Origin of the sequence: Paenibacillus azoreducens (assembly GCF_021654775.1) — a bacterium.
In the GTDB taxonomy this organism is placed as follows: domain Bacteria; phylum Bacillota; class Bacilli; order Paenibacillales; family Paenibacillaceae; genus Paenibacillus_AQ; species Paenibacillus_AQ azoreducens.
Genome location: NZ_AP025343.1, coordinates 5,551,747 through 5,574,538, shown reverse-complemented (window position 1 = coordinate 5,574,538; position 22,792 = coordinate 5,551,747). Strand labels below are relative to the sequence as shown.

General features: G+C 49.7%; 14 protein-coding genes, 1 tRNA gene and 1 other annotated feature. Of the genes, 8 read left to right on the top strand and 7 right to left on the bottom strand.

Features of this window, described 5'->3' with window-relative positions:
- Positions 1–71 precede the first annotated feature (71 nt).
- Positions 72–2,747, top strand: coding sequence for a winged helix-turn-helix domain-containing protein (locus L6442_RS24690; RefSeq protein WP_212976917.1), 2,676 nt, complete (start codon positions 72–74; stop codon positions 2,745–2,747).
- Positions 2,748–2,829: 82 nt separating this feature from the next.
- Positions 2,830–3,738: an NAD(P)-dependent alcohol dehydrogenase gene (locus L6442_RS24685; RefSeq protein WP_194235406.1), complete on the top strand. Its 909-nt coding sequence runs from the start codon at positions 2,830–2,832 to the stop codon at positions 3,736–3,738.
- 108 nt (positions 3,739–3,846) lie between these two features.
- Here the strand turns inward: L6442_RS24685 and L6442_RS24680 are convergent, their stop codons facing one another.
- Positions 3,847–4,734: a fructose bisphosphate aldolase gene (locus L6442_RS24680; RefSeq protein WP_212976916.1), complete on the bottom strand. Its 888-nt coding sequence runs from the start codon at positions 4,732–4,734 to the stop codon at positions 3,847–3,849.
- A 262-nt stretch (positions 4,735–4,996) separates the two neighbouring features.
- On the opposite strand from L6442_RS24680, the gene L6442_RS24675 reads away from it, so the two are divergent.
- Both L6442_RS24675 and L6442_RS24670 read left to right on the top strand, forming a co-directional pair.
- Positions 4,997–5,069: transfer RNA gene (locus L6442_RS24675), tRNA-Lys, on the top strand.
- 132 nt (positions 5,070–5,201) lie between these two features.
- Positions 5,202–5,747 carry a GNAT family N-acetyltransferase gene (locus tag L6442_RS24670; protein ID WP_212976915.1) on the top strand — a complete coding sequence of 182 codons (546 nt, stop codon included), beginning with the start codon at positions 5,202–5,204 and terminating at the stop codon, positions 5,745–5,747.
- Between the two features lie 86 nt (positions 5,748–5,833).
- On the opposite strand, the gene L6442_RS24665 is transcribed toward L6442_RS24670, so the two are convergent.
- On the bottom strand, positions 5,834–6,886 hold the full coding sequence (locus tag L6442_RS24665) for an acyltransferase family protein (RefSeq protein ID WP_212976914.1): 1,053 nt from the start codon (positions 6,884–6,886) through the stop codon (positions 5,834–5,836).
- A gap of 248 nt (positions 6,887–7,134) precedes the next feature.
- Positions 7,135–7,260, bottom strand: coding sequence for a hypothetical protein (locus L6442_RS32880; RefSeq protein WP_272880276.1), 126 nt, complete (start codon positions 7,258–7,260; stop codon positions 7,135–7,137).
- A gap of 77 nt (positions 7,261–7,337) precedes the next feature.
- Here L6442_RS32880 and L6442_RS24660 point away from each other — a divergent pair, with 77 nt between their 5' ends.
- A complete protein-coding gene (locus L6442_RS24660; RefSeq protein WP_212976913.1) occupies positions 7,338–10,514 on the top strand; it encodes a polysaccharide lyase family 8 super-sandwich domain-containing protein in 3,177 nt (1,058 codons plus the stop codon).
- Positions 10,515–10,723: 209 nt separating this feature from the next.
- Here the strand turns inward: L6442_RS24660 and L6442_RS24655 are convergent, their stop codons facing one another.
- On the bottom strand, positions 10,724–11,347 hold the full coding sequence (locus L6442_RS24655) for a TetR/AcrR family transcriptional regulator (protein ID WP_237100069.1): 624 nt from the start codon (positions 11,345–11,347) through the stop codon (positions 10,724–10,726).
- A gap of 159 nt (positions 11,348–11,506) precedes the next feature.
- Between L6442_RS24655 and L6442_RS24650 the strand changes: the two genes are divergently transcribed.
- Together L6442_RS24650 and L6442_RS24645 are read left to right on the top strand one after the other, a co-directional pair.
- Complete coding sequence (locus tag L6442_RS24650) at positions 11,507–13,207, top strand: MFS transporter (RefSeq protein ID WP_212976912.1); 1,701 nt, start codon at positions 11,507–11,509, stop codon at positions 13,205–13,207.
- 435 nt (positions 13,208–13,642) lie between these two features.
- Positions 13,643–15,790, top strand: a complete 2,148-nt coding sequence (locus L6442_RS24645; RefSeq protein WP_212976911.1) for an alpha-amylase family glycosyl hydrolase — start codon at positions 13,643–13,645, stop codon at positions 15,788–15,790.
- 385 nt (positions 15,791–16,175) lie between these two features.
- On the opposite strand, the gene shc is transcribed toward L6442_RS24645, so the two are convergent.
- From shc to L6442_RS24630, 3 genes are all read right to left on the bottom strand, one after another.
- Positions 16,176–18,083, bottom strand: coding sequence for a squalene--hopene cyclase (shc, locus tag L6442_RS24640; RefSeq protein WP_212976910.1), 1,908 nt, complete (start codon positions 18,081–18,083; stop codon positions 16,176–16,178).
- A 1,389-nt stretch (positions 18,084–19,472) separates the two neighbouring features.
- A complete protein-coding gene (locus tag L6442_RS24635) occupies positions 19,473–20,141 on the bottom strand; it encodes a PDDEXK family nuclease (RefSeq protein ID WP_212976909.1) in 669 nt (222 codons plus the stop codon).
- 216 nt (positions 20,142–20,357) lie between these two features.
- Positions 20,358–20,537, bottom strand: coding sequence for a hypothetical protein (locus L6442_RS24630; protein WP_212976908.1), 180 nt, complete (start codon positions 20,535–20,537; stop codon positions 20,358–20,360).
- Between the two features lie 170 nt (positions 20,538–20,707).
- Positions 20,708–20,938 (top strand) — a binding site (T-box leader).
- Between the two features lie 96 nt (positions 20,939–21,034).
- On the opposite strand from L6442_RS24630, the gene L6442_RS24625 reads away from it, so the two are divergent.
- Positions 21,035–22,597, top strand: a complete 1,563-nt coding sequence (locus L6442_RS24625; protein WP_194233328.1) for a 2-isopropylmalate synthase — start codon at positions 21,035–21,037, stop codon at positions 22,595–22,597.
- Positions 22,598–22,792: the final 195 nt, after the last annotated feature.

The window sequence follows — 22,792 nt, the reverse complement described above, 5'->3', positions numbered from 1 at the left end:
GCAAAAATGATGCGGCGCGCTTTGGCGATCGTATAAACTGCCGCAAATGAAACATAAGAATGGTGGTTATCATGTTTGAACCGATTTTACCAACAAAACTATATACTCCCCGGCTTCGATCAAAAATGGTTCGTCGCCTGCGCCTGCTTCGGCGTCTCAATGATGGACTGGGCCGTAAATTGACCCTTATTTCGGCTTCCCCAGGCTGCGGGAAAACCACGCTTGTCAGCCAGTGGCTTGCCGGCTGCCCGCGGCCAGCCGCTTGGCTGTCAATGGATGAGGAGGATCGTGATCCCGTACGTTTTTTGACATATCTTTTTGCTGCCATGAGGGAGGTCGGGATTGATGCGGGAGAAGGTATATTGGGTACGCTCCAAACCTCCCGACCGCTGCGGTTGGAAATGATTTTGGCAGCATTGCTTCCAAAAATTGGGGTGACCCCGGAACCTTTTATTCTCGTTCTTGACGATTACCATGTTGTTGATTCCAAAACGATGGATGATGCCGTCGCTTGGCTGATCGAGCATATGCCGCCCCAGATGCATTTGGTCATCGTTACCCGCCAGGACCCCGATTTGCCTCTGGCCCGGCTGCGTGTCCGGGATGAGTTGACGGAAGTGCGGACCAATGACTTGCGGTTCACGACCTCCGAAACAGCGGAGTTCCTCGGAACGGTGATGGGATTGAGCCTTTCAGAAGAAGATATCGTCCTGCTTGCAACCCGGACGGAAGGTTGGATTGCCGGCTTGCAGCTGGCTGCGCTTTCGATGCAAGGGCATCCGGATGCCTCAGGGTTCGTCCAATCTTTTACCGGCAGCCATCATCATGTCATGGATTATTTGGTTGAAGAGGTTTTGCAAACCCAACCCGTGAACATTCAGGATTTTTTGCTGCACACGTCGATACTTGACCGGTTGTCCGGCCCGTTATGCGATGCTGTTTTTCATATGGAAGCAGGTAATCAAGAGGCCGCTTCCCGTTTCGGGCAGGATATGTTGGAGTATCTCGAACGCGCCAACCTGTTTATCGTCCCATTGGACAATATGCGGCATTGGTACCGTTATCACCATCTCTTTGCCGATTTGCTGCGGAAACGGCTGCATCAACGCATCATTCAGAACAAAGAAAAAGGTGTAACAGACATTGCTGAATTGCATATCCGCGCCAGTGCATGGTATGAGGACAATGGCTTAGTCATGGAAGCTTTTCATCATGCCGCTGCCGCACATGACGTTGACCGCGCCGTTCGCCTGATCGAAGGAGGAGGGATGCCTCTGCTTTTTCGCGGAGCGATCACTCCTATTTTGAATTGGCTCGAGTCGCTGCCGCAAACGGAGCTGGACGCAAGGCCCTCGCTTTACGTAATGCATGCTTCGGCGCTCCTGATGGCCGGTCAAATGAAAGAGGTTGAGCGAAAACTGCAAGCGGCCGAACATGCCCTGCAAGGCGCCGGACAAGCCATGAAAACTCCAGATCTAATAGGGCATATGGCCTCGATTCGGGCAGCGCTGGCTGTCAGCAGGCATCAGGCGGACACGATTCTTGCCGAGTCGCGTCTTGCGCTTGAACATCTTCATCAAGGCAATTTACCTGTCCGCGCAGCCACAATGTGGTCGCTGGGATATGCGCACCAGCTGCAGGGGGATCACGCTGCGGCCGGCCTGGCATATTCTGAGGCCTTGTCGATTAGCCGGAAGATCGGTCATCTCATCATTACCATTATGGCTGAGCTTGGTTTGGGAAACATACGGGAAGCAGACAATCAGCTTCGTGCGGCAGCCGGGGCTTATCAACAAGTTCTTGGATTAGCTGGCGATCCGCCACTGCCGGCTGCTTGCGAAGCGTATCTGGGGTTAGCGCGCATTGCCTACGAGTGGAATGACTTGGATACGGCCGAGCAGTACGCGCTGCGGGCTTTTCAACTGGCACAGCAGTTTGAGGATACGGATCGAGCGGTAGCTTGTGAGGTGTTTCTAGCAAAGTTAAAGCTGGCGCTGGGAGAGTGGCGCGAAGCGGCTGCTGTTTTAGCTCGGGCCGATCGTTCCGCCCGCCAGCAGCATTTTTTGAATCAGATACCCCATATAGCAGAGGTGCAGGTGCTCATTTTGCTTCATCAGGGCGATGTGGAAGAAGCTGACCGGCTAGCGCAGCAGTATGGGCTGCAATTCAGCAAGGCCCGGGTGCATCTGGCCAAGGATCATCCAACAGCTGCGCTGGATGTTTTGGAAACATTGCGAAGACAGGCGGAAGCAAACAACCGTGAGGATGAACGGCTCAAAGTTATGGTTCTGCAGGCCATTGCTTTGCATGGAAATGGCGACAAGATCAAGGCCGTGAAACGGTTTGCGGACGCGCTCGCATTGGCCGAATCTGAAGGTTTCATCCGTACCTTTCTCGACGAGGGTGCTCCGATGAAAGGACTACTGCGCGAAGCAGCCGGTTATGACATCATGCCGAATGATCTAGGCAGGCTGCTGACAGCAATGGAGGCGGAAGGCTTGGAAATAGAAGACGAGCCGGATCGTCGTTCTGCTCAGGCCGGCAAGCTTCTGATTGAGCCGCTCAGCAACCGGGAGTTGGAAGTGCTGCGCCTCATCGCCCAAGGGCTTTCGAATCGCGAAATTAGCGAACGGCTCTTCATCGCGTTAACGACGGTTAAAGGGCATAACCGGATAATCTTTGACAAACTGCAGGTGAAACGGCGGACTGAAGCCGTAGCGCGTGCCCGCCAGTTGGGTCTGCTGTAAAACCATACTTTAGTATCTGTATATCGAACCCGTGCTGCGTATATACTCATTGCAAAATAAGTTTTGAAGGAAGAGGAAAACCATGAGAGCGATGGTATACACAAAATACGGGGCACCGGATGTTTTGAAGCTTCAAGAGGTTGAAAAACCTGTTCCCGAGGATCATGAAGTGCTAGTCAAGGTTCATGCGACAACAGTTACATCGGGAGATTGCAGAGTTCGTGGTTTAAACGCCCCGATGTTGCTCCGTTTTTTCATGCGGATGATATTAGGTTTCAATAAACCAAGAAAACAGATTCTCGGCACGGAACTGGCCGGAGAAATCGAAGCCGTTGGAAAAGAGGTCAAGCGATTCAAAAAAGGCGACCCTGTTTTTGCATTTCCCGGAATGCGTATGGGAGCGTACGCCGAATATGCGTGTCTGCCGGATAAACTGGTGGCGATGAAACCTGCCAATGCGAGTGATGAGGAAGCGGCTGCGGTTCTTTTTGGCGGAACGACAGCGCTGCATTTTCTTAGAAAAGGAAAGATCCAGCCCGGACAAAAAGTGCTCATCTATGGGGCCTCCGGATCGGTAGGGACTTCCGCGGTGCAGCTTGCCAAACATTACGGGGCGGTAGTTACGGCGGTGTGCAGCTCGGCCAATATCGAACTAGTGAAATCTCTAGGGGCCGATAAGGTGATTGACTATACGAAAGAGGATTTTACGAGCAGAGGAGAGCTTTATGATATCGTCTTTAACGCCGTAGGGAAAATCAAAAAATCAAACTGCAAAAAAGCGTTGGCGCCGCATGGAACCTACGTGTCCGTTGTCGGAATGGAAGTCGCGAAGGTATCTACGGAGGATCTGATTTTCCTCCAGGAGCTGATGGAAACAGGGAAAATCCATGCGGTCATCGACCGCTGTTATCCGCTGGAGCAAATACCCGAAGCCCACCGATATGTCGAGAAAGGTCATAAAAAAGGAAACGTGGTTATTAGGGTGAAATAAGGTAGCTAAATCACAGAAATGCTTGCAAGTAAACCCCAAAACGACCCCGGCCTATTGACAAGGCTCGGAGTCGTTTTATCATTTTATTTAACAGCAGAAGTGCTTTTTTTATTTAATAGACGCTTCATAAATAGCCTCTACGGATTTGGAAAGCTTCGCGTTAAAGTCTTCATCCGATTGTCCGGCGGCAAGTCCCTCCGACAAGGCGCGGGAGAAGCTGGCGATCAGTCCGTGGTTTTGCGCCAGTTTGTCGTTGGCTTCCGTTTGCGAGTAGCCGCCCGATAAAGCCACGATCCTTACCACATGCGGATCCTCCATCAGATCGCTGTAGAAGTTGTCTTCGGTCGGAATGGAGAGTTTGAGCATAATTTTTACGTCCGGATCAAGGGCCGATAATTGAGCTATGATTTCATCTTTTAACAGTTTTTCCGATGCGGTTTTATCCGCGCTGTAAATATCCACTTCCGGTTCGACGATCGGCACCAGCCCCGCCGCCGCGATTTGTTTGCCGATGGCAAACTGCTGCTCGACAACTTTTTTGATTCCGGCAGGATTCGCTTCTTTGATGACCGAGCGCATTTTCGTCCCGAAGATGTTGCGTTCATTGGCGCGTTTCAAAAGATCGTCCAGTCCGGAGATTGGCTTCATAAGCTGAACGCCGTCCTCCAACTCGGCGAGTCCTTTGTCGACTTTCAGAAAAGGCACGATGCCTTTTTGCTCCCAGAGATAATCGGCGGTCAATTGACCGTCGATGGAACGATCCATCGTGTTTTCAAAAAGAATCGCACCCAAAATATGCCTGGAATCAAACGCAGGACTTTTAATAATGCGCGTTCTCATCTCATGCACCAAAGCGTACATCTCTTCTTCGCCGGAATAACTGCTTTCCGGAATACCGTACTGCTGCAGAGCTTTCGGCGTGCTACCCCCGCTTTGATCCAAGGCGGCGATGAAACCTTTTCCCGTACGAATTCGATCCAATTGCTTCATGTTCATGAGTGTTTCTCCTTCCTTGTTCTGGACTTTATTGGAAACTTCCCTTTTTAATTATAGCACTTTATTTGGCAGGAAACAGTTGGCGGCTTTCGCCCGAGAGGAATTTCACACAGCGTTCTTAGATAATTCACATGACAATTATATATGTGGTAAATATTTATCTCTTGATTCACTAGATTAATTATGATAGAGTATAAACGTTGAGACGATGTTGAACATTATAGCAGATGCTTGGACAAACTCGACTCTAATAAATGAATATGGATTGTTAGCTCAGTTGGTAGAGCATCTGACTCTTAATCAGGCGGTCCAGGGTTCGAGTCCCTGACAATCCATCCTTAGAAAAGACGGCAGAAATGCCGTTTTTTTGCTTTTTGGTAAAATTTATTGCTTGGGGCATTTACAGAGCCCGTTTCACCCGGCTGCCATCCCCGTTATTTATCAAAACAAATAAAAGGAGAAACACGATGATGATCGATAAGCAGCAATTTGAGGTACGCGGCCTGAATTATTCGGTCCGTTCGGCAGCGGTTCAAGATGCGGAAGAGTTGTCCGCGTTAAGATTGCAAATCGATGGCGAAACCGAAAATCTGGACAGGGAAAAAGGCGAGGCCTTTATCGATGTTCAGGGATTTGAACGTCTGATTCAATCGGATACCGCAAATCCGCGAAACTTGTTCCTGGTTGCTGAAGCCAAGGGCCGGCTCGTCGGGTTTTCCAGATGTGAAGGCAGCGACCTGCGCAGATTTTCCCACAAGGTTGAATTTGGCGTATGCGTTTTACAAGCGTTTTGGGGATACGGCATCGGGAAAAATCTGCTGTGGACATCGGTGGCATGGGCGGACGCGAGCGGCATTAAAAAAATGACCTTAAACGTGTTGGAAACCAATGATAAGGCGATTAAGCTGTATCAACGATTCGGTTTTGAAACCGAAGGCATATTAAAAAACGATAAGGTCCTTGCCGACGGAAAATATTATAACACCGTGGTTATGGGAAGGTTCCATGAATGAATCCAACCGCCGATTTTGGCGTGTCCATTGACCGGCCGCGTTTCGCAAGCTTTGATGAATCCGATTCCTAAGCGGCTTGGCTGTCTTCACGCAATCTCTTTGGGGGAAGCCGATTTTCGCCATCGTTTTTTGAGCGGAAAACCGTATATCCGGGCTGCAGCTGCGGCCATCACGATCGATACCAAACAGACCGTTACAAAATGAAGCAGGCTGTTCATGATGAGGAGCCGTTCCAAGTGGACCGTTTTTGCCGCCCCGCGAACGAGCACGATCGCAATCGGATGCAAAAGATAGATCCATACCCGCCATTCCCGAAATCGTTTGTTTGATTTTCCTTTCCACGAAAAAGCCCATTGGAACAGAAAATAGGATGCAGGCAGCGCGAAAATATACATGCTGTCATGGCGGGGGATTCCGGCGTAATGCAGAAAAATGCCCTCGATCAGCATGAGGTCAAGCGAGACCATGAACAAAATTCCGTTGATGATCGGATTGGTTTGGAATGTTTGTTTTCGGGCCGCCAATGCCCCGAGTGCAAGATAAACAGGCGCATAAAATAAGCCGTTGCGCGTGTAATCAAATACGTGAAACATGACATCGTACATTTGCGAAATTCCTGTTCCCGCGACCAAACCGTAGTAGCTGTCGCCCAGCAATCCAATGATATATAAAGAGGCTGCTGCCGCCAAAACGAAGGGCATTGGCATTTTTTCGTACAGAAAAGAAGTGACCATAATCCCCAGCATAAGCGCCGGCAAATACCAAAGATGATAGAAGGTTCCGTCAAAAACGATATCTTTGAGCAAGAAATACAGCGTGAATTCTTTGGTGAAGTAACCTGTATACACGTTAAGCGGGATATAGATCAGGATTGCGGTGAAATACAACTTGCCGATTTTTTTCAAATAGCCGTAAAGAGCTTTATTATCACGAAGCGGATCACCCGTCCATTTACGGAAATAAAAAAATCCGGTTGACATAAAAAAGATCGGCACGGCAATCCGCGTCAGAACCCCGCTTAAGAGGAAATCCAATTGAGGGCTGAAAGAAACAAAAGGGCTGGTATGGTTGGCAATGACGAGGAAAGCCACTAAAAACTTAAGCAGGTCCAGTCCGCCGTAATTTGGTTTTGAAGTCATTGTTGCTATCTCCTTTGGAAGTAAGGTATCCGGTAAGTGCCGCTGCAATCAAGCTGCAGGGATGAACCTGATACCAAGATAACCGCCAAATTTTAAAAAGATTGCAACCAAACTTCAAAAAATTCTAAAGATTTATAAGATGAAGGCGATGTTTATGTATTTTTAAAAAAAGAAGTGCAGTAGCGTCGGAGTCAAAATAATGCCCGTTTCAGGTAAAAATATGACCCGTCGGTGCTGGCTGCGGCTGTTTATAATATGGCTGCAAAATCCACTTTTTCAAAAAGGGAGGTGAATTGATGAAGGGTCAAGGGATGTTTGCCCATTAATTTGAAAGCGGTTCCATATTTGCTGGGGCACTTTCCATTTTGAGTCATGCGGGCCTGCCTCCCGGAATAGTATAGGCTTTTGAACATCATTATGCGGGGTGAATGCAGTGAGGATATTAAGTTCAGTGTTAGCTGTCAGTTTGCTATTTTTAATGGTTCCATCGGAATATTTGGGAGGATCAAGTCAAAAGGTTCAGGCTGAGGCGGCAAACCTGGTGAACAATGGCGGCTTCGAACAGACGACGGCCACTCCGGATGCGAGCTGGAACGGGATTACAAGCCCGGCTCCGGCAAATTGGGGATTATGGATTCCTACCGGGAGCGGGAAGGCGCCGAATCAAACTGCAAAAGTATACCTGGATACGGCTACGTATCATGACGGACAGCAGTCGATGGCTTTTGATGCGTTTCAAACAAGCAGGGTGTCCATCAACCAGAGTGTCACCAAGATCGCGGCAGGCAAGTCCTATAAGTTGAAGATGTGGGTCAAAACGGAGAACGTGATCGGCACGGGAGCTTATTTTCGCACGCAATTTTACAATACAAGCAAAGTGGGGGACGGACCGGTTTCGGCTAAATTGCTTGGCACAAACGATTGGACGTTGCAGCAGGTTTATATGACCGTTCCGAGCGGCGTGACCAAACTTGTGATAGAACCGTTTCTGGAAACGGGGACGGGAAAGGTATGGTTCGATGATATAAGCCTGGAAGAGTATAACGGGATTACGGCGCTTGCGCTGGATCAAAAAGCCGTAACCATGGCGATCGGAGATTCCAAAAGATTAGGGCTGTCGATCACGCCGGCTGATGCCGCCGATAAAAGTGTAGTATGGAGTTCCAGCGATCCGAATGTGGTCACTGTGGATGCTGATGGGAATTTGTCCGGAGTTGGCATAGGGACGGCAGCGGTCACGGTAACGACGCCTGATGGCATCGTCAAAGCAGAATGCCTGGTCAACGTCGAATCGGCGGAAACGGCTGCGGCTTATCGCGATCTTCGGTTAAAATGGCAGCAAAAATTAACTGGGGGACCTTGGGATGGAGCCAAAGCAGCGGACCCGGACATTCATGCAGCTGTCGATCAGTTGGATCAAAGCGTGGCTAATGATGAGGGCAGCGGTTTTTGGGATTTGCTGAATAAGGCGGACAACAGGACTTACTTATGGAGCGATCTGAAAAGCGCGACGGATTCTTCCCAAATTTCAAGCGCATACGGCAGATTAAGAACGATGGCTGTTGCTTATTCCACGCAAGACTCCCGTTTCTATCAAAACGCGGAGCTGCGCGATGCGATTATCGGCGGGTTGGATTGGCTGTACGTCAACCGGTACAATGAAAATAAAAGCGCCTACGGAAATTGGTGGGATTGGGAAATCGGCACGCCGCAAATCCTGAACGATGTCGTTATTCTTATGTATGATCAGCTGACGCAGCAGCAAAAAGGCAATTACATGAAGGCTGTCGATGCATTTTGCCCGGATCCGAAAACGGGGACCGTGCTTGGCGTGAAAGGCGTCAAGATGACAGGCGCCAATTTATTGGATAAAGCGCTGGTCGTGACCATGCGCGGAGTCATCGGGAACAATAGCGCCAAAATCACGCAAGGGCGGGATTCCATCGGCCCGGAATTCATTTATGCAACGCATGGAGACGGAGTATACAAAGATGGCTCGCTTGTTCAGCATGCGAATATCGCCTACACGGCAGGGTACGGCGCCGTATGGCTCAGCCGGGCGGCCGATATGACGTATTTGCTGAACGGTTCGCCGTGGCCGGTAACGGATCCGAATGTGAACAATGTGTACAACTGGGTAAAAGATACGTTTGAGCCCGTGATTTACAAAGGGCTGTATATGGACATGGTGAATGGCAGAGGGATCTCAAGGGAAGGTTCCGGCAGCGCCAGAGGTACGATCGTCACTTTGCTCCGTCTGGCCGAAGGAGCGCCCGCGGATGTGGCGGCATCGATTAAAAGCATGGCCAAGGAATGGATCAGCAAAGACACGACCTATGAAAACTACTATAAAGGCTTGTCGATCTACGAGTTGACGCTCGTGAAACAATTAATGAATGATGCTAACATCCAGCCCCGCGGCGAATTGATCAAAAGCCATGTGTTTGCCGGCATGGACCGGGTTGTTCATCTGCGTGACGGATACGGTTTTGGATTAAGTCTGTTCTCGAACCGCATTTCCGCTTTTGAAAAAGGAAACAATGAAAATTTAAAAGGCTGGTATACAGGGATTGGCATGACCTATCTGTATGATAACGACCTTATGCAATACCGGGACGGGTACTGGCCGACAGTGAATTCGTTCCGCCTACCAGGCACAACGACGGACGGTTCGGGAGAAGGGGCTGTGCCTGGGGAATGGAAAGCTTATATGAATGCGAAATCATGGGTCGGAGGAGCGACGATCGATAACCTGTACAGCGCGGCAGGCATGGATTTCTCCCTTTCCCAGGTAACAGGAAGCAATCTGCACGGGAAGAAATCATGGTTTATGTTTGATAACGAAATCGTCGCGCTGGGAGCCGGCATTTCAAGCAATACATCCGGTCCTAAACCGGTCGAAACCATTATTGATAACCGCAAGCTGAATCCGGCGGGCGATAACGCGCTCACGGTTAACGGCATCAAGCAGCCGGGCGATCTGGGATGGTCGGACACGATGAGCGGCGTCAAATGGGCCCATCTTGCAGGCAACGTGCCTGGTTCCGACATGGGCTACTACTTCCCGGATGCCCCTACGCTGTATGGACTTCGCGAATCCAGAACAGGTTCGTGGAGCGAGATCAACAGCGGCCAGTCCAAGACGCCGATCACGCGCAATTATGCAAGCCTTGCATTTGAACATGGCAATCAGCCGGATAACGCATCTTACGCGTATATCTTACTACCTGGCAAAGACGCCAAGGCTACACAGGCTTACAGTGAAAATCCTAAAATAAAGATTCTCAGCAATACGGATCAATTGCAAGCCATTGAGCACAAGGCTTTGGATATCATTGCGGCGAATTTCTGGACCCCGGGAAAAGCGGGATTCATTTCTGCCCAAAATCCTGCTTCAGTAATACTGAAAGAGGTGAACGGGGAAATATCGCTGGCGGTATCGGACCCGACGCAGCAGCAAAGCAAAATTACCATTGAGCTTCATAAACAGGGATTGACTATAGTGGATCAAGATGAAGCGATTAAAGTATCGGAAACAAAAAATTCTACGATCATTGAAGTGAATGTCGGAGGTTCTATTGGCAAAACGCATGTAGTCAAATTTTCAAAGGGCCCGGTTAAACATTAAGCCGAACCTGAAAGAAAACGCAGCCTGATGAAGGCTGCGTTTTCTTTTGAGATTATAGAACTTAAAGTTTTTTGGGGTCCCCGCAAAGTATTTGGAATAAGCATCGAAGCATAAGCCCCGCTCAGTACTTTTGCTCCGCAAAAGCGCCCCTCTCTGAGAGGCGCCCTTACTTCTTTCCGATACTCTTTGTGGGGTTATTTTCGTCATGGTTACTTATACAAATAGTTTACGATCATTTTCGCAAGTTCGTTTTTTAGCTGATCCGCATCGGCATTTTGCGGCGCGAAAACGAGCATATCAACAACACTGTTTAAGGCTTCAAATACGATGATGGAAGCTGCCTCGACATGATCCACCTTTAATTCCTCGGGGTTCATCAGGAGGTATTCCAGCGTTCTGCGGCGCCCCAGATCAAACTGCTCGTCCATAAGCGCCTGAACTTCCGGATCGGAATGATACATCACCTGCAGCTCTTTGTGGAACTCGGTAAAGACTTGATGGGAGAAAATCAGGCTGTCGATGACCTCCAGAATAAATTCATGTTTGTCCATGGTGCTGAAATTGATTTCGGCAAGATATGTTTCGATCCGTCCAAGGAGCGTTTTGAAGTAGATGGTGAGCGAATCCAGGAATACGGCGCGTTTATCCTTGTAATACGAATAAAAGCTTCCGGTGGATACGCCTGCCGCGGCAGCAATTTCTTTGGTATTGGTTCCATGGTAACCTTTTTCGGAAAAAAGCTCCATGGCAGCTTGCAAAATGGCTTCCTTGGTTTTGATGCTCCGCTCCTGCCGGGGTATTCGGATTTTGGTCTCGTTCTCAGTCTCGGTCACTTCAAATGGCCCCCTTTGTAATAAAGATTGTAGAGGAGAACAAAAGGGCTGTCAACGAAAGTTGAACTTAAGTTCATATTTTCGTTGACAAATGTGAACTATGGTTCATATAATTAAAAACATGAACTTTAGTTCATATTATTTGGAGGAGTGTGAAAGATGAACGGACGCGCAAAAGGAGTGCTGGCCTTTACGGCCATTTTGCTGGGATATTTTATGGCACTGTTGGATACGACCATCGTGAATATCGCCCTGCCGGAGATGACGCGGCATTTTGGCGGGACAGTTTCGGAAATTTCATGGATTATGAACGGATACAATCTGGCATTTGCCGCGTTGATCCTGACGGCATCACGGCTTGCGGACCAGTTTGGCCGCAAGAAAGTTTTTATATTGGGCGTTATATTGTTTACGGTATCTTCCTTGTTTGCCGGATTGTCCACATCGCTGGGCATGCTGATCTTATTCAGAACGATTCAAGGGCTGGCAGGCGCGATTATTGTACCGGTCACCATTCCGCTCACCACAACGACCTTTCCCAAAGAGAAGCATGGCATGATCATTGGCTTATGGGGAGCGATTGCCGGTCTTGCCGCAGCCAGCGGACCTTCGCTTGGCGGAATTATTACGGAGAAACTGAATTGGCAGTGGATTTTTTATGTGAACGTTCCGCTCGGAGTGCTCAGCATTGTGCTGACCCTGCTGTTCATTAAAGAATCCCGGGATGAGTCCGCAGGCAAATCGGTGGATTACGCCGGCATGTTATCGATTACCGCCGGTATGCTTTTGATTAGCTATTCATTTATTAAGGCAAATGATTACGGCTGGAATTCCGGTGAATTTTACGCGCTGATCGGCGCAGGGGTGTTATGTGCCGCATTATTCTTTCTTGTACAGCGGCGCGCGAAAGAACCCATGCTTCCTTTAGCGCTGTTGAAAATCAAGGAATTTAACGGGACTTCACTGACGTTATTTATCGTCGGAGCGGCATTATCCAATCTGGCCTTGCTGACATCCTTTTTCCTGACCCGGGTAATGGGGATGACGGAGCTCAAGGCAGGGTTGGTCTTGTCCACTGTGGCTGCTGGATCTATCGTCAGTTCAGCGGTTTCAGGGGGATTATCCAATAAATACGGCAGCCGCTGGTTTGGAGCGATTGGAGCTTTGATGATCTGCGGATCTCTTTATTCCATGAGCGCTCTGGAGGCGGATTCCCCGATTGCCGATGTGATTTTCCGCTTATTCATAGCCGGCATCGGCGTTGGTTTGACGATGGCTCCTGTGATGTCCGCCGGCGTGCGCCATGTGCCGGAAGAGAAAGTCGGCATTGCGTCGGGTGTCATCAATATGGCTAAATCCATCGGCAGCGTGTTGGGTGTGGCCATTATTGTCACCTTGCTGCAGCAGAATCTAAGTGAAGAGATGCAAACCGCCCAGACTCGCGTCATTGAGCAGGTGAAGGGCGATACGGTGCTGATGCCTTTTGTCAAAGAGGTTCTTGTTGGCGTGGTTAATGAACAAGGGGGCCAAATGAAGAAAGGATCGGGAAGCGGAGTTCAACGGGAAGCGCTGACCGGAAAGATCAGAAAAGGTTTGGAGACGGCTGCAGCCAAACTTGATCCTGGGCAGCAAAAGGCATTTGCCGCTGCGCGCGAGGGTCAGATGGAGGAAGTGAAGGCGCTGCTTTCAGGCGCAGGAGCGGAGCTGAAGGAAGCTTCCGTCAAAGGGTTCGGCCAAACGTTCATCTACGCCAGCTTCATGTCTGTGCCGGGGATTATTTTTGCATGGATGAGCGATAAGCGCAGGGCGAGAAAAAGTTCGAACAAATCTGCGGATTACGAGGCAACGGAATTAACATAGGTTTGGAGCGGATCCGAGCGCTGGGAGAATGCTTGGCGCGATCATGGCATGGTGGTTATGCATACAGTACCTCCCGCCTCAGCGTTTGAGGTTTATCATGAAGCTTCATCGCGAATCTTCCCGTTTCCGGGGGACGGAAAACGAACCATTCGATGGTTGACAACGAAAATAAGTTGCGTTTAAAATACGAATGGAAGACAATGACAAACCAACTTGAGGGCCATGCTTTTTAAGCCGATCTTCGGTTTGAAACAACCCCGGTAGCTCCCTTGGAGAAGCCGGGGTTGTTTGTTGTTAATGTTTTCTCAAGTTTGGAGGAGGAGGTGCGAAGCAAGAAAAGGCTGAAAAGGCAGTTTTGTGAAAACGCTATCATTCTAACTCATACATGCCTGTACGAACGCTTGATATCAAACTGTTCGATAATGGAGGGTACTAATGAAAAAGAGATGGTTGAAAGTCCCGGCTTTGATTGTTTTATTGCTGACCGTAGCCTTTGGAGCTATTGCGCCTGCTGAAGCATCGCCTGCGACATCCGTCAGCAATAAGCAAAACTTCAGCACAGACGTCATTTACCAGATCGTGACGGACCGTTTTTTGGACGGCAATCCGGCGAACAATCCGGCGGGCTCCGCTTTTGACGGCACATGCAGCGCGAACCTGAAGCTGTATTGCGGCGGCGACTGGCAGGGTATTATTAATAAAATCAACGACGGCTACTTTACGGGCATGGGCATTACGGCATTGTGGATTTCGCAGCCCGTCGAAAATATTTATTCCGTCATCAATTATTCGGGCGTAAACAATACGGCTTATCACGGCTACTGGGCGCGCGATTTCAAGAAGACGAACCCGGCGTTCGGCAGCATGGCGGATTTCGCCAACCTGATTTCGGCGGCGCACAGCCACAATATCAAAGTCGTCATCGACTTCGCGCCGAACCACACGTCCCCGGCGATGGAAACGAACACTTCCTTCGGCGAGAACGGCAAGCTGTATGACAACGGGACGCTGCTCAGCGGTTATACGGGCGATACGAACGGTTATTTCCACCATAACGGCGGCACGGATTTTTCCACGTTAGAGAACGGCATTTATAAAAATCTGTACGACCTCGCCGACCTCAACCATAACAACAGCACGATCGATACGTATTTCAAGAACGCCATCCGCATGTGGCTGGATATGGGCATCGACGGCATCCGCGTGGATGCGGTGAAGCATATGCCGTTTGGCTGGCAAAAAAACTGGATGTCCTCCATTTACAGCTATAAGCCTGTATTCACGTTCGGAGAATGGTTCCTGGGCACGAACGAGACCGATGCCAACAACACGTATTTTGCGAACGAAAGCGGCATGAGCCTGCTCGACTTCCGTTTCGGCCAGAAGGTGCGCCAGGTCTTCCGCGACGGCGCGGATACGATGTACGGCCTGGACTCGATGCTGTCGTCGACGGCGGCGGATTATTATTCGGTGAACGATCAGGTCACATTCCTGGACAACCATGATATGGACCGCTTCCAAGTATCCGGCGCGAACGGCCGCAAGCTGGAACAGGCATTGGCGCTGACGCTTACTTCCCGCGGCGTGCCTGCGATTTATTATGGCACGGAGCAGTACATGACAGGCAACGGCGATCCGAACAACCGGGCGAAAATGTCCTCGTTCTCCACGTCGACGTCGGCTTATAACGTCATCGGCAAGCTTGCTCCGCTGCGCAAGTCGAACCCTGCGATCGCCTACGGAAGCACGCAGCAGCGCTGGATCAACAATGACGTCTACATATATGAGCGCAAGTTCGGCAATAACGTAGCGGTGGTAGCCATCAACAAAAATCTGACCGGCTCCTACTCCATATCCGGCCTGAATACGTCGCTGCCAAGCGGCACGTACACGGACGTCTTGGCGAACTCTCTCAGCGGAAACTCCATTACGGTGGGCAGCGGCGGCGTGGTCAATACCTTCACGCTTCAAGCAGGCGGCGTCGCCGTCTGGTCGTATACGAAGGCGGCAACGGCTCCGGTGATCGGCCACGTCGGTCCGCTCATGGAAAAGCCGGGCACGACGGTCACGATCGACGGGGTTGGCTTCGGCAGCACGGCCGGAACGGTTTATTTTGGAACGACGGCTGTAAGCGGCGCGAACATCGTGTCGTGGGAGGATACGGAGATCAAGGCGATCGTGCCTAACGTTGCGGCAGGCCGATACGGCGTCAAGGTACGCACGGCCGGGGCGGTCGACAGCAACACGATCAGCAACTTTAACGTGTTGACAGGCGAACAAGTCAGTGTGCGCTTTATCGTGAACAATGCCACGACGACGCTTGGCGAGAACGTCTATTTGACGGGCAGCGTCAATGAACTGGGCAATTGGGCGCCGGCCAGCGCCATCGGACCGATGTTCAACTCCGTCATTAAGTCTTATCCGACATGGTATTACGATGTCAGCGTGCCGGCGGGCACGACAATTCAATTCAAATTCCTGAAGAAAAACGGTTCGACCGTCACATGGGAGGGCGGTTCCAACCACTCGTTTACGACACCCGCAAGCGGCACGGCGACGGTCGCCGTCGACTGGCAGCCGTAGGGGAAAGACGTTTGAGCCACGTTTGAGCCGCGCAACCATTAGCGGCGCCGCGAGCAATATGCATGCTTGCGGCGCTGTTTTTCGATTGCCTTTGGCGTTGGAGTTGGCGATGCGTGCGATCAAGTGCGTCGGAAGTCGATCTTGTAACGGAAGGAGTGGCAGGGAATAGCGTGATTGTCCGTGGCTTGAATCTGAATTCCCCCGCAGCAAGCGATCTGCTTGATGCGGATTAGAGCTGCGCGGGGAAATGTGATAAAAGGCCAGGAGCCATTAAAGTTGAACTAAATAAAAGAAATCCGTGAACAACAGCCATCGTAAGAACATTTCACCCGGATGCCTTTATCCGCACTATCATTGGTTCAACTTTTAGCATCGAAATAGATTTTTAACTTCCGTATTTCAGCCTGTAATGACTTAATGCCAGAAGCGGCCAAATATATTTGTAGCTGTGATAGTGGGAGTAAAAATAGCCTGGCAGGCCGGCGCCGGTCGGATAAACAGCCGTCCATTTATTTTCTTCCACAGAGTCGATTAATCTGCGAATTCCTTTATCCATCGCGGCGGTTGGCTGCGGTTGAACTGCGATCAGGGCGTCGAGCGCCCATGCGGTTTGAGAAGGCGTGCTTTCCCCTAATGGCATATAACGCAGAAGCCGGTCGCTGCTGCAGGATTCCCCCCAACCGCCGTCCTCATTTTGGATGCTCAGGAGCCAGTCGGCCCCTTTTTGTACCGTTTTATGGTTTGCCGGCAGGCCGGCAGCCCTTAAACCTGTTATTGCGGCCCATGTGCCATAGATATAACAAATTCCCCATCGTCCATACCATGATCCATCCTTCTCCTGATGGCTGATGAGCCATTGTGTACCGCGCTTGATGAAGTCATGACGAATCGTAAGTCCGGCGAAGTTTCCCAGATACTCCAAAGTTCGCCCTGTGAGATCGGCCCCCGACGGATCGATGGCAGCCGATTTGGCGCCGTCTATGGCGACCCAGGTCAGCATTTTGTTATCCGTGTTTTTTTCGAATGCGGGCCAACCGCCGTCGTTATTTTGCATGGACAGAATCCAGTTTAGTCCGCGATTCCATGAATCTTGGAACGAAGGATCGGCATGGGAGAGGTTTTTGATTGCACGTAAAGCGGCAGTGGTATCGTCCACGTCAGGATTGATGGTATTGGTTTCCGAGAATCCCCATCCCCCGGGCAAGGTATCCGGATTATGGATGCTCCAATCGGCTTTTTTATGCTGCTGTTTGGCTAGCAAGTAATCGGCGGCACGCCGAATGGCCGCATGATTGCCGGCAATCCCGGCTTCTTGCAGCGCATATGCAAGCAGGGCGGTGTCCCAAATGGTAGAGGGTGAATTTTGAATCGTCGTTTGATGATCGGAGCGGCATTGCATAGCGGTCAAGGCTTCAATGGCATGCGTGATATGGGGGTGCTGTTGATCATATCCTAACGCAAGCAGGGCGAAAATCATTAAAATCGTGCTGCTGGCATAGCTGTAGAGGGAGCCGTCCGATTCAATCCGCGAAAGCATGAACTGCTCTGCCTTGGCAGTAGCGGCTTCATGGATAAAACGAGGAGTGCCGATAAGGCGGTTTAAGCCTGCCTGGATGTTGTCCTGAAGTTTTTGATTTTCCCGGTGATCGAAATTTTGGCGTTGGTCGAGCTCCTCTTGGTCCATGGAGCGGACAATAAGATCGGATAGATCGGGCGTATAGGCTGTTTTAATGGAAAATTTCCGGTCGGCCATGATCAGCGTTGGGGTCAGATGAACTCTTGAATATCCTGAAAAATCAAAAAAGTTGAGGGGGAAATAAGCAGGAAAAAGCAGAATTTCCAGCGGAATAGAGGAGATGGACGTTGGCCATTTTCTTTGCCCGGTAGCGGCGAGAAGGGCCTTTGTTAATATGCTGGTGACTTTTCCAAGCCCGCCTTTGGAGCGTATGTATCGCTTAGCCAGCTGAATCGGCTCATCCGCGGAATGGCTGTACCCGGAAAAGAGCAGGGCGTAATAAGCTTCTACCGAAGCGGATAAGTTTCCTCCTTCTTCATCGGCATACCATTTCCAGCAGCCATCGGGCTGCTGCGCGGCAAGAATCCGATCATGAAGCCGCCGGATCAAATCCTCATTCCGGATATCCAAAGTCCTGAAAAGAATGATCACATACGCATCAATAACGATCCCGTTCTCAAAACAAAAATGCCAAGACCCGTCCGGCTGCTGCTGCCGTATAAGGCTTGTTGTCAACCGAAGGATTTCCGCATCGATTTTGCTTATCACATCGTCCATTTTCCCGAATACCTCCGCAGCAAGTCATTTTTGCCATTATATGACGGCGGGCGGAAGGAAATGTGGGAGGGGGAATATGGCGACGGATCCCTTGCAATGGGCCAGCGCATTAGAAATTCGTAAGGGAGTTGCGAGATAGTAACAAGGTGTTGTGTTTTGTTTGAATTTAAGTGTTGCGAGAGGATGAGCTGTGAGGCATGGTATTACATTCGGGATAAGTGAAACAAGTGACAAACTGGGGTGTATGTTGGAGTGTTATTAAAAATATTGTGAGAAAATGCGCATTAGCGATACATGAGAAATGGCGAGAAAGCAGCAAAACCGCAAAAGCAGCAAAACCGCAAAAGCAGCAAAAACGTAGAAGGAGCAAGATCGTAAGAAACGTAGAAGGATCAAGACCGTAAAAGGATCAAGACCGTAAAAGGATCAAGACCGTAGAAGGATCAGAAACGTAGAAGGAGCAAGACCGTAGAAGGATCAGAACCATAGAAGGAGCAAAACCGTAAAAGGATCGGAAACGTAGAAGGAGCAAGACGGTAAAAGGATCGGAAACGTAGAAGGATCAGAACCATAGAAGGAGCAAAACCGTAGAAGGATCAGAAACGTAGAAGGAGCAAGACCGTAAAAGGATCGGAAACGTAGAAGGAGCAAGACCGTAGAAACAGCAAGACAAACCTATGTTTTTAATGACTCCCAAGCAAAAGGTTTCAAAAGTGCATTTTTTACTGGTTCAACCGGCTAACTTAAGCTAAAAGGTGCGAAAGTGCATCCTTTTTCACCTGAATTGACTAAAAGTCACATTGAGCGGCGAAATAAATGCACTTTCGCAACAATTTTTTTGAAAACTAATAATATAGCGTAAAAAGGTTGCACAATTGCAGGCTTTTGGACGAACGAACCGAACAAACCGAACGACGAATGAACCAAACGAACCAATCGAACCAATCGAACCAATTGAACCAATCGAACCGAACGGGCCAAATCCGGAGCCTCGAAAAATAGCGCAGTCTTAAATACTGACTTCTAACTCAAGCACTGGCGGGTCTCCGTCATACAACGCCACATCGCGTGCTGAAGCCCTTAAGGCACCTAAGCGTACAGACTTTCGACTTTTTCGCATGATCGGTCACCCTGCAGCCCCAAGCTACTCGTTGTACCTCAAACAGCTCTCAACGCAAACAGCTCCTCAACGCAAACAGCCCCTCAACGCAAACAGCTCCTCAACGCAAACAGCCCCTCAACGCAAACAGCTCCTCAACGCAAACAGCCCCTCAACGCAAACAGCTCCTCAACGCAAACAGCTCCTCAACGCAAACAGCTCCTCAATCAAACAGTTCCCCAATGCCTTAAACTCCCTGTCCACCTGCCCGCAACCTGCCTTCCTGCCAGTTACAATCCCAGCATTGCGCTTGGCTGAAGCTCATACTTCACAACATGCTTGCCTTCCGCTCCGCTGACCGGAGCAAAGGCGCTCTTAGTGCAGAGGGAGCGGAGCAAACGAACGGCGGTACGGTAGTTGATACCTAAATGATTTTTGACATCAATGGGGCGTAAGGGGCGGGCAAGCGCGCAGGCCAGCAGAATGATTTCCCTCTCGAGTATATGATTACGGCTGAAAGCCGATAACTCCGGCTGATAACGGCTCAGCACCATCCGCAGCAGCGTAATGCATAATTCGGGGCGGTAGGCGACATCGTCATATGCCATTGATATTACCCGAAATCCCATCGCCGTTAAAAAAGTTTCCCGGTTCAGTTCATTGCAATATTTTTGACGATCCATATCCCGGACATGCGGACCAAAACCTTTGATTTCGATAACCAGCTTAAACGCCGCCGTCATCCATACAAAGTCGCAGAAATAGGATCGCCCGCGCCAATCGAGAATCTCGTACTCCGGATGCAAGTGGTCGAAGTTCCCTTGAAGCTCCCACCAAACGTTCCGGCAAAATAATGCCTCAGCTTCCTGATGCCCTCGTTCCAAGCGACCTTTCCGTTCTCCTGTTCGCTTTCTCAAGTGACATTCAATAAATGCCGCGTGCGCCTTTTCGAAATTCATGTTCACAAAATCCCTCCTCAAAATAAAAAAACGTCCCGGTACTATTCACAAAGGAATAGTTCAGGACGTTCTTCGTCTCGGGCGAGATCAAAAAATAATGAATCGGATTTGCACGGAAAATGCCCGCCATTTCGCTACTTTCGGCAAATCGAATGGTCTATTATTATTTCGGTCGTGCCTCGTTAATATGATTATAATGCGAAAACGGCGTATTCACTAGCATGAATCTGCCTGCACCGGAAGAGCGGAAACAGAAACGGAGGCGCTCCCCATCAAAACATAAAACCTGATGCCGGAACTTTTCCCGAGCCGCTGCATCACCTCTTCAATCCGGACCGGATGAATCTTTTTAAAAAGCAGTTCGCCGTTATGGCCGTTGTGGATGGCCTTCTTCACGATGATACGGTCGCCCGCCCACTGCGAGTTTTTTCAGGAAAATCAGCATTTTACACCTACACCGCCCATATACTTTTACAAATGGAATGTAAGGTCCAATTCATGATTTTGGAATATACAGGGTTGACAACTTCAAAAAGATGCCATAAGATTAATAAAAATTTTATAAATCAAAGGTTTCGATTAGAAATAGTAGAAGTGATGGACTTTCCAGAGAGCCGTTGGTTGGTGCAAAACGGTAATGTCAATCATTTCGAACTCGTCTATGAACCGCCACCTGACAATGTAGGGTCAGCCGGAGTTCCACCGTTACAGGGATAGATGGTGTCAGCCATCGAAAGAGATTATTTTCGTATGAAAATGAATTAGAGTGGTACCGCGGGTTAAACCTCGTCTCTATAACAGAGATGAGGTTTTTTTGTTTTTTGTTGTTAATATCGTGCTTTGCCATAACCCGCTTGATATTAAATTTTAATTTTCTCAAGGAGGAATTGGAGATGGACCGCAAGATTATTGTACTGGATACGACTTTACGCGACGGAGAGCAAGTGCCTGGCGCCAAACTGAATGTGCAGCAAAAAATTGAATTCGCTCAGCAGCTCAAACGACTGAATGTAGATATGATCGAAGCAGGTTTTCCGGCTTCTTCCGCAGGGGATTTTCAGGCTGTTCAGGAAATTGCCAGAACCGTTGGAGACAGCGTGACGGTTACAGCGCTTGCCCGGGCGGTAAAAAGCGACATCGAAAGCGTCTATGAAAGCATCAAGCTCGCCCAAAATCCGTTTATCCATATCGTGCTGGGCACATCGAACATTCACGTCGAGAAAAAGTTTAGCCGTTCCAAGGACGCGGTGCTGGAAATGGGCGTCGAAGCGGTCAAGTTTGCCAAAACGCTGCTGCCTGAAGTGCAGTATTCGACGGAGGATGCTTCCCGTTCGGATTTTGAATATTTGTGGAAAACGATCGAAGCCGTCGTTAAAGCCGGGGCAACGATCATCAATGTGCCTGACACCGTCGGTTATGCCGTTCCTGAAGAATTCGGCGAGCTGATCCGGAAAATCAATGACCGTTTGAAAAACCTGAACGATAAAGTCATCCTGAGCGTACACTGCCATAATGACCTTGGACTTGCGACGGCAAATACGCTCAGCGCCATTAAAAACGGTGCGGAGAAGGTGGAATGTACCATCAACGGATTGGGCGAACGGGCAGGCAACACCTCGCTGGAAGAAGTGGTTATGGGACTGAAGGTGAGAGAAAACTATTTTAACTGCCATACCCAAATCCATCTGAAAGAAATTCTGAGAACATCCAAACTGCTGACGCACTTGACGGGGCTGGACGTACAGGTGAACAAGGCGATTACGGGCGAGAACGCTTTTGCGCATTCATCCGGCATCCATCAGGATGGTCTGTTGAAAGACAAAAACGTATACGAAATCATGTCGCCGGAAGAAGTCGGGGCGGAAAGCATGGAGCTGATCCTGACAGCCCGTTCCGGAAGACACGCATTTAAAAATGCCGTGGAGAAAATCGGCTTCGATACAAGCGATCATGATGACTTCGAGGAACTGTTCGCTAAATTCCTGAAGCTGGCCGACGCCAAAAAAGAGGTTTACGACCATGACGTATTTTACCTGGTGACCGAGCACCGCAAGCTTGACGAGGGCAGCGGCCATCTGTATGAGCTGGAGTCTTTCCAAGTCGTAACCAACGATTTGTATCCGACGGCTACCGTTAAATTGAGAAAAGGCGGCGAAAGCTTCAAAGACAGCATGGTGGGGGACGGTCCGATCGATGCCCTTTACAGTGCCATCAAAGCGCTGGTCGGCCTGGATGTCCATCTGAAGGATTATAAAATCAACAGCATGTCCCGGGGCAAAGAGGCCATCGGCCGCGTCAATATCCGCATGGAATATCAAGGCAAATCCTACTCAGGACGTGCGATGGACACGGACATTATCAAGGCAAGCGCGCTTGCGTTCCTGAACGGGATCAATGCCGCCCTGCTGGATGCTTCGAATGATTTGGAGGCCGCTCCTGCTCCGCAGGAAGCTTGAAAATCGAAGTGACGAGATTGAAAAAATAATCTTCTAGCGGATTTCGACCATGAGCTTAGTTTTAGGCCGATTTCCGAGACGATGCAAAAAATAATTGAACAACGCTATCCACCTTCCGCGGTGGGCACAAACACCGTTATATCCGGTCATTTGCGCCCGCCGTATTTCTTTTTACCGGACATATCGCTAACATTC

What these genes read in the sequence shown, in the direction of transcription:
- L6442_RS24645 (WP_212976911.1), top strand. Translation starts at nt 13,643, where the DNA reads ATGAAAAAGAGATGGTTGAAAGTCCCGGCTTTGATTGTTTTATTGCTG.
- L6442_RS24625 (WP_194233328.1), top strand. Translation starts at nt 21,035, where the DNA reads ATGGACCGCAAGATTATTGTACTGGATACGACTTTACGCGACGGAGAG.
- L6442_RS24680 (WP_212976916.1), bottom strand. Translation starts at nt 4,734, where the DNA reads ATGAACATGAAGCAATTGGATCGAATTCGTACGGGAAAAGGTTTCATC.
- L6442_RS24685 (WP_194235406.1), top strand. Translation starts at nt 2,830, where the DNA reads ATGAGAGCGATGGTATACACAAAATACGGGGCACCGGATGTTTTGAAG.
- L6442_RS24635 (WP_212976909.1), bottom strand. Translation starts at nt 20,141, where the DNA reads ATGAATTTCGAAAAGGCGCACGCGGCATTTATTGAATGTCACTTGAGA.
- shc (WP_212976910.1), bottom strand. Translation starts at nt 18,083, where the DNA reads ATGGACGATGTGATAAGCAAAATCGATGCGGAAATCCTTCGGTTGACA.
- L6442_RS24650 (WP_212976912.1), top strand. Translation starts at nt 11,507, where the DNA reads ATGAACGGACGCGCAAAAGGAGTGCTGGCCTTTACGGCCATTTTGCTG.
- L6442_RS24690 (WP_212976917.1), top strand. Translation starts at nt 72, where the DNA reads ATGTTTGAACCGATTTTACCAACAAAACTATATACTCCCCGGCTTCGA.
- L6442_RS24665 (WP_212976914.1), bottom strand. Translation starts at nt 6,886, where the DNA reads ATGACTTCAAAACCAAATTACGGCGGACTGGACCTGCTTAAGTTTTTA.
- L6442_RS24670 (WP_212976915.1), top strand. Translation starts at nt 5,202, where the DNA reads ATGATGATCGATAAGCAGCAATTTGAGGTACGCGGCCTGAATTATTCG.
- L6442_RS32880 (WP_272880276.1), bottom strand. Translation starts at nt 7,260, where the DNA reads ATGACTCAAAATGGAAAGTGCCCCAGCAAATATGGAACCGCTTTCAAA.